Here is a 9,328-nt window from a genome sequence, read left to right on the forward strand (position 1 = left end):
GATCAGGGGCGGCCGGTGGGGGTTGTCACCGAGGCGGATTGTGCTGGGGTGGATCGGTTCACGCAGCTGGATGCGGTGATGTCGCGGGAGTTGCTGACGGTGCCGGCGGGGATCGATCCGGAGGCGGCGTTCAATCTGTTGCATGACGGGCGGCATCGGCTGGCGCCGGTGGTGGATGCGGCGGGGACGATCGTCGGGATTCTCACGAGGCAGCGCGCGCTGAGGGCGACGCTGTACGAGCCGGCCTTGGATGCGAACAACAAGCTGCGAGTCGCAGCGGCGATCGGGATCAACGGCGATGTGGAGCAGCGCGCAAAAGCCTTGCTGGCCACAGGAATCGACGTACTGGTGATCGATACCGCGCATGGTCATCAGGAGCGGATGCTCGAGGTGCTCAAGATGGTGAAGAGCCTCGATCCCGAGGTGCCGATCGTTGCGGGCAACGTGGTGACGGCGGAGGGTGTGAGCGATCTCGTCGCGGCCGGGGCCGACATCATCAAGGTTGGCGTGGGGCCGGGAGCGATGTGTACGACGCGGATGCAGACGGCCGTCGGTCGGCCGCAGTTCAGCGCTGTCCTGGAGTGCTCAAGCAGGGCGCGTGAGCTGGGCAAACATGTCTGGGCGGACGGCGGCGTACGGCATCCGCGCGATGTTGCGCTGGCGTTGGCCGCGGGTGCTTCGAGCGTGATGATCGGCTCGTGGTTCGCCGGCACTTACGAGTCGCCGGGCGATGCGCATCGCGACAGCGACGGCCGGATCTACAAAGAAAGCTTCGGTATGGCGTCCGCCCGCGCAGTGCGGTTGCGGACGGCCGAAGACAGTCCGTTCCAGCGCGCGCGGAAGGCGATCTTCGAGGAAGGGATCTCATCGGCGCGGATGTACCTCGACCCCGACAGCCCGAGTGTCGAGGATCTGCTCGACTCGATCGTCTCCGGTGTCCGCAGCTCCTGCACGTACGTCGGCGCTGCGAATCTCGCCGAATTCCACGAGAAGGCAGTTGTCGGCCTGCAGACCGCCGCGGGCTACGCGGAAGGCAAGCCGATGAACACCAGTTGGTGACTTAGGGGGTGGCTCTTGCCCCAGCGCCTACTGCGCTGCACTCGGCACGGCACCTCGCCGCACTGGTGCAAAGGCCACGATGGAAAAACATCGAAGCCTTCACCCCAGCACGCCGAGCTACCGCACCGAGCACATGCTCGCTACGGCGCTGAGGCAAGAGCCACCCCCTAATCCCCGGGGTGAGGTTGAGTACACAACAACCTCATACGGAGAGCGATTGGCAGGCTCAGCGGGTGGTGGCAGGCTGTAACCAGCAGGGGGGAGAGAACGCCGAACGAGCTGAAGGTGGCGTTCGATCTCGCTGGGGGAGTTGAGATCGAGCGGCTCAGATTGAGCGGCGTTCTGAACGCGGTCGCGGGTGGTGGTCAGGGGTTCTGTCGAGGCTTGGGAGGGCGACTCGGGAACCCCGCACCGCCCGCGACGGCCGTCTGCCCGTGAGAGAGTCAGCCTGTGATCGTCTGCGACGAGTCAGGCTATGAGGGCGAGAAGCTGGTCGGCGGTGTCACGGATGTCTTCGCACACGCGAGCGTCCGGCTCGACGAGGCGACCGCCGCGGCCTGCGTGACCGAGCTCCGCGCCCGGATCAAGTCGCCCGCCACGATGTACAAGGCGAACCACCTGCTGCGCTCCAAACACCGCGCGACCCTCCTGTGGTTCCTCGGCCCCGACGGCCCGCTGCCCGGCAATGCCAGCGTGTACGTGATCGACAAGACCTACTTCCTGGTCACCACCCTGGTCGACTTCCTCGGCGCGCCCCCGGAGACAACCACCTTCCTGTACGACGCTCATCGCCGTACCGAGCAGGCCGGCGAGTTCCTGGATGCGGCCAACGATTACCTCCGCGCCCACGAGACCGCCGTACTGCCAAGACTCGATCCGCTCCTGCCCGCGATCATCCGCGCCGCCGAGTACTGGGGCAACGGCGAGCCGATCCGCATCGAGCACGACCGGCAAACCACGCTGTCCCCAGCCCGCATCGCAGCCCTTAAACAGCGAGCCCCGGCGATCGAAGCGATCGAGCAGTTGGACTCCTTCGTCGACCACCGGGTGCAGATCGCCGACTTCCTGGCCGGCGTCACCTACCGGATCGCGTCCGAGCATCTGCGCGGGATCGAGGACCCGGAGGTCAGCGCCGCGCTCGCGCCGTACGTCGATCCGCAATCGCTGTGGATTGCACCTTGGCTTTCGGTGATCCCTGCGACATAGTCGGTGGTTGATCGATAGAGCAGGAGGGCGTCGTGCCGCCAGCCGGACAACCTCCGCTCAGGGTGGACGCCGAGACCGCAATCATCCTGCGCGAGGCCTATCACAAGATCGCGGCGCTGTTCCGCGCCGATCACTACGGCCTGTACGACTATGTGCGGTTCGTGGTCGCCAAGATCGCGACGGTGGATGCGTTCTACGTCGGGCTCCTGCACGGCCAGACGCGGGTGCGCTATCCGTACGGGTACGACGACGGCCGGTACGTCGACCCAGACACGCACCGGTTCGGTCCGCACGGCCAGGCGGCGTGGTTGCTGAAGCATCGGCAGACCTACCGGTTCGCGTACGACAACGGGGCTGCGCTGCATGCCGGCGTACCGATCGGTGCGGTCGGGCGGCGGTCGGAGGATGCGGTTACGGTGCCGATCTTCCGCACGGTGAAAGACGGCTCCGATCAACTGTTCGGCATGTTGTCGATGCAGAGCTATGAACCGCACGCGTACGACGACAACGCCGTCCGGTCGTTCGAGTGGTTGGCCGGTGTGGTGGAGCGGGTGCTGACCCGGGAGGGCGAGGATCGGGACGCGCTGCGGCGGTTGCCGGCCGGGGATGTCGGGCCGGGGCAGCTGACGTCGGATCACGTGATGGAGTACCTGACGCATCGGATCGCATCGATCCGGGAGATCGCCACCGAGGCGCTGACGGCTGACGACATGGCCGGGACTGTGCACGGGCATCTGGTCCGGATCATCGACACGACCGAGCACATCCAGTCCGAGCTGATCGAGATGCTGATGGAGACCGACGAGGGGCCGGAGCGGCGGTTCGCCGAGCTGACCAAGGCGCAGCAGGGGATCGCGACTCTGCTGGCCGACGAGCTCGACAACGATCAGCTCGCGGCCGAGCTCGGGATCAGCCTCAATACCGTCAAGACTCACCTCAGCGCGATCCTGCGCAAGTACGGGATGGCGCACCGGGCGCAGGTGGCCGAGGACGTGCGGAAGTACCTCGCCCCGTAGACATACTTAAATCATTGAAGTAACTTCCGGGTGGTTCGTTTATTAGGAATTATCCAGTCCGCCCTGGAGGCTCCCGTGGATCCGTTGTCCCGTCGTACGTTCCTGGCCGCGAGTGGTGGGCTGCTGGCCAGCGTGTCCCTGCCGCTTGCCGAGGCTTCGGCCGCCAAGCCAGCCGCACCGAAGACGGACCTGGCGCGCTACCGCCCGGTCCGGGCCTCCTCGAGCGCGTACGCCGCGACTCCGCCCGAGTTCGCGGTCGACGGCCTCGCGGTGCCGGGCGTCCGCGGTTCAGGCTGGCGGGCCGCGGGCAACGACCCACAGTGGCTCGTCGTGGACCTGCAGGCCAAGTGCCGTGTGGAGTCCGTCCGCTTGACCTTCGAGGCGACCGCATCCGACCCGGCGTTCGACTTCTCCGGAGGCAATCCCTACGGGAACACGACCGGTCAAGAGTTGCTGTCGAGTTCGCCGCTGGACTTCCGCGTCGACACGTCGACCGACGGCTCCTCGTGGCGCACCGTGCACCAGGCGAGCGACAGTGCTGGTGGCACTGTCGACGTCATGCTCGACAGCCCGGTCACTGCCCAGTACGTGCGTCTGACCGCGAGCCGCCAGGCGAACACGAACGCCCTTGGTCTCAACGGCTTCCAGGTCTACGGTACGGCGACCTCCGCGCGCCCGGCCGTGACCGGGTGGACCGACTGGGGCACGCACTCCGATCGCCCACCGGCATTGACCAAAGCGGCCGACGGGACCTTCCCGATCGAGTCCGGCTGGACGCTGACGATGGACGCCTTCGTCGGTACGAACGGTGCCGGTACGGCGGATGGCGCCGTACTGGCGCAGTCGGGCCAGGACACATCGACCTGGCTCCCCGCTCTCGTGCCGGGGACCGTGCTCGGATCTCTAGTGGAGGAAGGGCATTTCCCCGACCCTGTCGAGGGGATGAACAACCTCGAGATCCCGGAGGCACTGAGCCGGCACGTGTGGTGGTACCACCGGAAGTTCGATCGGCCGACGGCGTCGGGGACGCGGGCGTGGCTCGAGTTCGACGGGATCAACCACCAGGCGGATGTCTGGCTGAACGGCGTTTCGGTCGGCACGGTGAAGCATCCGTTCGCGCGGGTGGCGCTGGATGTGACGGCTGCACTGAAGGCCAAGAACGGGCTGGCCGTGAAGATCACGCCGATGCCGCACCCTGGATCGGCTGGTGATAAAGGCGATGCGGGGCAGGCGTTCGTCCAGGCCGCGACGCTGTACCTCGACTCGCCGACGTTGCTTGCGGCATCGGGTTGGGACTGGATGCCCGCTGTCCGCGACCGGGCCGCTGGAATCTGGAACCATGTCCGGCTGCGGTTCACCGGCGACGCCGTACTGGGTGATGCGCGGGTGGTGACGAAGGTGCCTCGCGCTGATCACGCCACCGTCGCGATCAGCGTGCCGGTGCGGAATGTGGCGAGCGCTGCGAAGACCGTCACGGTGCAGGCCGCTTTCGATGGTTGGGCCGCGAGCAAGACGGTCACCCTTGCCGCTGGCGCGAGCACGAAAGTTGCCTTCGACACCGTTGCCATTCACAACCCGAAGCTCTGGTGGCCCAACGGGTACGGCGATCCGGCGCTGCATGCGCTCACCGTCACGGCGACGGTGGGGAGCGCGGTCAGCGACAGCCGGAAGACGACCTTCGGGATTCGCGAATTCGCTTATGACTATGAGATTCCGATCAAGGTCGACCCGGCAACGAACAGTGCACCGCAGACAGTCGTCATCGCCAAGCAGACCGCGCGTTACCTGAAGATCCAGGGTCGCCGACGGGCGACCGGCTGGGGCTATTCGCTGTGGACACTGGCGATCAAGGACAGTGCAGACGCGTCGGTCGACCTCGCCCGATCCGGTACGGCGACCGCCTCGTCCGATGACGGCAGCGTTCCTGGGAACGCGATTGACGGGAATGACCGCAGTCGCTGGTCGTCGGCGTACAGCGATGATCAGTGGATCCAGGTGGACCTGGGGGCCGCGAAGAGTTTCGACCGGATCGAGCTGCTGTGGGAGACGGCGTACGCGTCGCTCTTCGACATCCTGGTGTCGGATGACGGCAATGAGTGGCGCAAGGTGCAGGAGGTCAACAACGCCCCGGTGCCGTTGAAGATCAGCGTCAACGGCGTGCGGATCTTCTGCCGCGGTGGCAACTGGGGCTGGGACGAACTGCTGCGCCGAATGCCCGAGGAGAAGATGCGCGCGGCGATCGGCATGCACCGCGACATGAACTTCACGATGATCCGGAACTGGATCGGTTCGAGCACGCGCGAGGAGTTCTACCAGGCGTGCGACGAGAACGGCATCCTGGTCTGGAACGACTTCTGGGAGGCCGGTCCGTTCACCGACAACCTACCTGGGTACGTCGACATCGCGCGCGACACGATCGTCCGGTACCGGACGCATCCGTGCATCGTGGTCTGGTGCGCGGCGAACGAGCAGCACCCGCCGGCGGCGATTCACGAGGGCATCCAGGCGGCGATCCGGGAAGAGGACGACGAGATCCTGTACCTGCCGGACTCGGCGGCCGGTTTCGTGTCCGGGCACGGGCCGTACTACTGGGTCGACCCGGTCAAGTACTTCGACGCGAACACCTACGACACCTTCAACTTCGGCTTCCATACCGAGATCGGGATGCCGACGATCCCGGTCGTGGAGAGCATGCGGAACCTGGTGGGTCCGGACGATCCGGGCTGGCCGATCGATACGCCCTGGTACCACCACGACTGGTCGACGCACGGCAACCAGCGGCCGGAGACCTATCTCGGCGCTATCGACGAGCGGCTCGGATCGTCCAGTGGGCTGGAGGAGTTCACCCGCAAGGCTCAGTTCGTGAACTACGAGAACATGCGGGCGATGTTCGAGGCCTGGAACGCAAATCTGTGGACTGATGCATCGGCGCTGCTCCTCTGGATGTCGCACCCGGCGTGGCATTCGACTGTGTGGCAGACCTACGACTACGACCTCGACGTGAACGGCAGCTACTACGGCGCACGCAAGGGTTGCGAAGCGATCCACGTGCAGGCGAACCCGACCGACTGGACAACGGTCGTGCTCAACCACACGGTGAAGCCGTTGGCAGCGCAGGTCACCGCCGACCTCTATGACCTGAACGGTGCCCGCCTCGGCACTCAGACCCAGGCGATCACGGTTGCTGCCAGCAACAAGTCGGAAGGCTTCAAGGTTGCCTTCGGCGCCGACCTCCCAGCCCTCCACCTGCTGCGGTTGAAGCTCACCGATGCCGCGGGCAAGGTTCTGTCCGAGAACACCTACTGGCGCTACCGCAAGCCGACCGACGTCCAGCGGCTGAACTCACTGCCGACCGCGAAACTCGACGTACGGGCAACTGCCGGGCGCGGCAAACTCACCGCCACCATCCGCAACACCGGCAAGACGGTAGCCGCTCTGATCCGCTTGTCTCTCCGCGACCGCGTCGGCAACCGGGTCCTCCCCGCCACCTACACCGACAACTACTTCTGGCTGCTGCCGGGGGAGACCCGCACAGTCACGGTCACCACCCCGAGCTCGGCTTCCGGCCTGAAGCTGGAAGCCGAGCCCTACAACAACTGACTTAGTAGGAGCGGGCGACGAACGCGGTCAGGCCGCGTTCGTCGTCTTCGGTCGGGAGCGTTCCATCCGGACGTTGCAGGCAGCGGACGGTGAGGGCGGCGGTGGCTAGCTGGTCCTCGCCTGATTCGCCGATGGCGTCGTACGGGAGGCTGGCCCAGCCGGTTGTTGCTACCTCCATGGCTTCGGAGACAGAGCTGACTTCTGTCGTGCGGGCGGTGTGGCGGGCTTGCGCTTCGTCGTGGAGGTGGGTCTGGTCGGCTGCCAGGGCCGCCACGACATCCGTCACCACGTCGGACAACTGCACGGCCGACTTGGCGGAGGCACGCAGGCGCCGTACGACGGTTGCTACGCCGGCCGTGAGGTCGCGCGGGCCGATCTCGACCCGCACCGGCACGCCCTTGAGCTCCCAGTTGACTGCGCGACGGCCGAAGGGCTGGTCGGTGCGGTTGTCGAGGTGAACGCGCACACCAGCCGCCCGCAGCTCGTCAGCGATCTGACCAGCCGCGGTGAGAGTCTCCTCCTTCACCGCCAGTACGACGACCTGCGTGGGAGCGACCATCGGCGGAATCCGGAGCCCGGCGTCGTCACCGTGCACCATGATGAGCCCACCGAGCATCCGGGTCGTGCTGCCCCAGGAGGTTGTCCACGCGAGCTCGCGGCGGCCCTCAGCCGATAGATAGCCGATGTCGAAAGCGCGAGCGAAGTTCTGCCCGAGCTCATGTGACGTACCCATCTGGAGTGCCTTGCCGTCACCCATCATCGCCTCAAGCGCAATCGTGTTGACCGCACCTGCGAACCGCTCCCGCCGCGTCTTCCGGCCGATCACGACCGGAATCCCGAGCACATTCTCCATGACCTCGCGATAGACCTCAACCGCGATCCGGGTCGCATACGCCCGAGCTTCGTCAGCCGAGGCGTGCGCCGTATGCCCTTCCTGCCAAAGGAATTCGCTGGTCCTCAAAAACAATCGGGGCCGCAGCTCCCAGCGAACGGCGTTGCCCCACTGGTTCAGCAGGACGGGCAGATCGCGGTAGCTCTGGATCCATTTCGCCATCGATTCGCCGATGATCGTCTCCGACGTCGGCCGGATCACGGCGGGCTCCTCGAGTTGCTTGCCACCCGCGTGCGTGACAATCGCGAGCTCGGGGCTGAAGCCCTCGACGTGTTCGGCCTCCCGCTGGAGGTAGCTCTCGGGGATCAGCAAGGGGAAATAGGCGTTCGAGGCACCGGCCGCCTTGATGCGCCGATCCATTGCCGCCTGCAACAGTTCCCAGATCCCGTAGGCATACGGTCGAATGACCATCGTCCCCCGCACCGGCCCGTTGTCGGCGAGCTCGGCTTTGGCAATCACATCCTGATACCACCGGGGAAAGTCCGTCGCCTGCGCCGCAAGCACGGATCGGGTTGCTGTCATGCCTGCCAGTGTAGGAACGCTTCCCCGATCACGGCCACGCATTTGTCGCCCGCCGACAGACGCGCGAACCCAGTCCAGCCGGGTTGGGCCCGCCCACGCTGGGGCGGACCGTGGCCACTCACTAAACTGCCCCGCGCTCGGTCCCGCACGCTCAGGCAAGGGGCGGAAACTCCTATCGCCGGCACTTGATGAGTGGGGGCGGTCCGGTTCTCAGCCGTACAGGCGCTGGTATTGGGTGACAGCTCCGGAATGCAAGGGGATTGGGCTGGTGACGACGAGCGACTGCAGATTCAGGTACTGCGCGCCCACCGCGGAAGGCGGCACCAGGAGCCTCGCTTGGCGGACGAGTGTGTTGGTGACCTCGCGAGCAACCGCCGTCGGAAGGTCTGGTCGGCAGAGCAGCAGGTTGGGGATGCCGAGGACCGCGACCGCTTTCGGCGCGCTGTAGACGCCGGCCGGGACGAGGACGTCCTGGTAGACAGAGCCATAGGTACGGCGAAGTGGCGCGAGCCAACCGCCGAGTGGGAGCAAGCGGATGGGCGTCCGGCGGCTTAGCTTGTCGAGCGTGGTGGTCGGGACACCGCCGGACCAGAACATCCCGGCGATCTTGCCATCGGCGAGCGCAGTCGCCGCCTTCTCCAGCGGGAGGTGGTCCTGCGTGCAGTCGACTCGCGCCGCCGCGAGCAACCGAGCCGTGGTCACGGCGGCCCCGGAACCAGCCGCGCCGGCGGAGACCGTCGTACCGGCTAGGTCGGTGAGGGATTTGTACGGACTGTCTGCGCGGACCACGCACTGCAGGTAGTTCTCGTAGACCCGGCCCAAAGCATTGAGCGAGGGCCCCGAGGTGATCGCGTCCGCGAGGCTGAGAGCCAGATCGGTTTCCCGCGCCGCCAACAATCGCAGGTTGTCCGTGCTCCCGCCCGTCTCCCGAACCACGACCTCCCGAGCAACCCCCGCGACCCGCAACTGAATAGCCAGCAGTTGTGCGAACTCCAGATAGAACCCACCCACCTCGCCCGCAGCAATCGTCAGC

General features: G+C 66.2%; 6 protein-coding genes. 4 read left to right on the top strand and 2 right to left on the bottom strand.

The window, feature by feature from the left end:
• From E1263_RS40830 to E1263_RS40845, 4 genes are all read left to right on the top strand, one after another.
• A partial coding sequence (locus E1263_RS40830; RefSeq protein WP_132177586.1) for a GuaB1 family IMP dehydrogenase-related protein occupies positions 1-1,059 on the top strand: 1,059 nt, incomplete at its 5' end.
• Positions 1,060-1,509: 450 nt separating this feature from the next.
• Positions 1,510-2,265: an NAD-dependent protein deacetylase of SIR2 family gene (locus E1263_RS40835; protein ID WP_132177588.1), complete on the top strand. Its 756-nt coding sequence runs from the start codon at positions 1,510-1,512 to the stop codon at positions 2,263-2,265.
• 32 nt (positions 2,266-2,297) lie between these two features.
• Positions 2,298-3,281 carry a LuxR C-terminal-related transcriptional regulator gene (locus E1263_RS40840; protein ID WP_132177590.1) on the top strand — a complete coding sequence of 328 codons (984 nt, stop codon included), beginning with the start codon at positions 2,298-2,300 and terminating at the stop codon, positions 3,279-3,281.
• Positions 3,282-3,356: 75 nt separating this feature from the next.
• Positions 3,357-6,881, top strand: a complete 3,525-nt coding sequence (locus E1263_RS40845; protein WP_202869298.1) for a discoidin domain-containing protein — start codon at positions 3,357-3,359, stop codon at positions 6,879-6,881.
• A 1-nt stretch (position 6,882) separates the two neighbouring features.
• On the opposite strand, the gene proS is transcribed toward E1263_RS40845, so the two are convergent.
• Together proS and E1263_RS40855 are read right to left on the bottom strand one after the other, a co-directional pair.
• Complete coding sequence (gene proS, locus E1263_RS40850) at positions 6,883-8,295, bottom strand: proline--tRNA ligase (protein WP_132177594.1); 1,413 nt, start codon at positions 8,293-8,295, stop codon at positions 6,883-6,885.
• 210 nt (positions 8,296-8,505) lie between these two features.
• On the bottom strand, positions 8,506-9,328 hold an 823-nt coding region (locus tag E1263_RS40855), incomplete at its 5' end, for a TAXI family TRAP transporter solute-binding subunit (RefSeq protein WP_132177596.1).

It is taken from the genome of Kribbella antibiotica (assembly GCF_004349055.1).
Taxonomy (GTDB): domain Bacteria; phylum Actinomycetota; class Actinomycetes; order Propionibacteriales; family Kribbellaceae; genus Kribbella; species Kribbella antibiotica.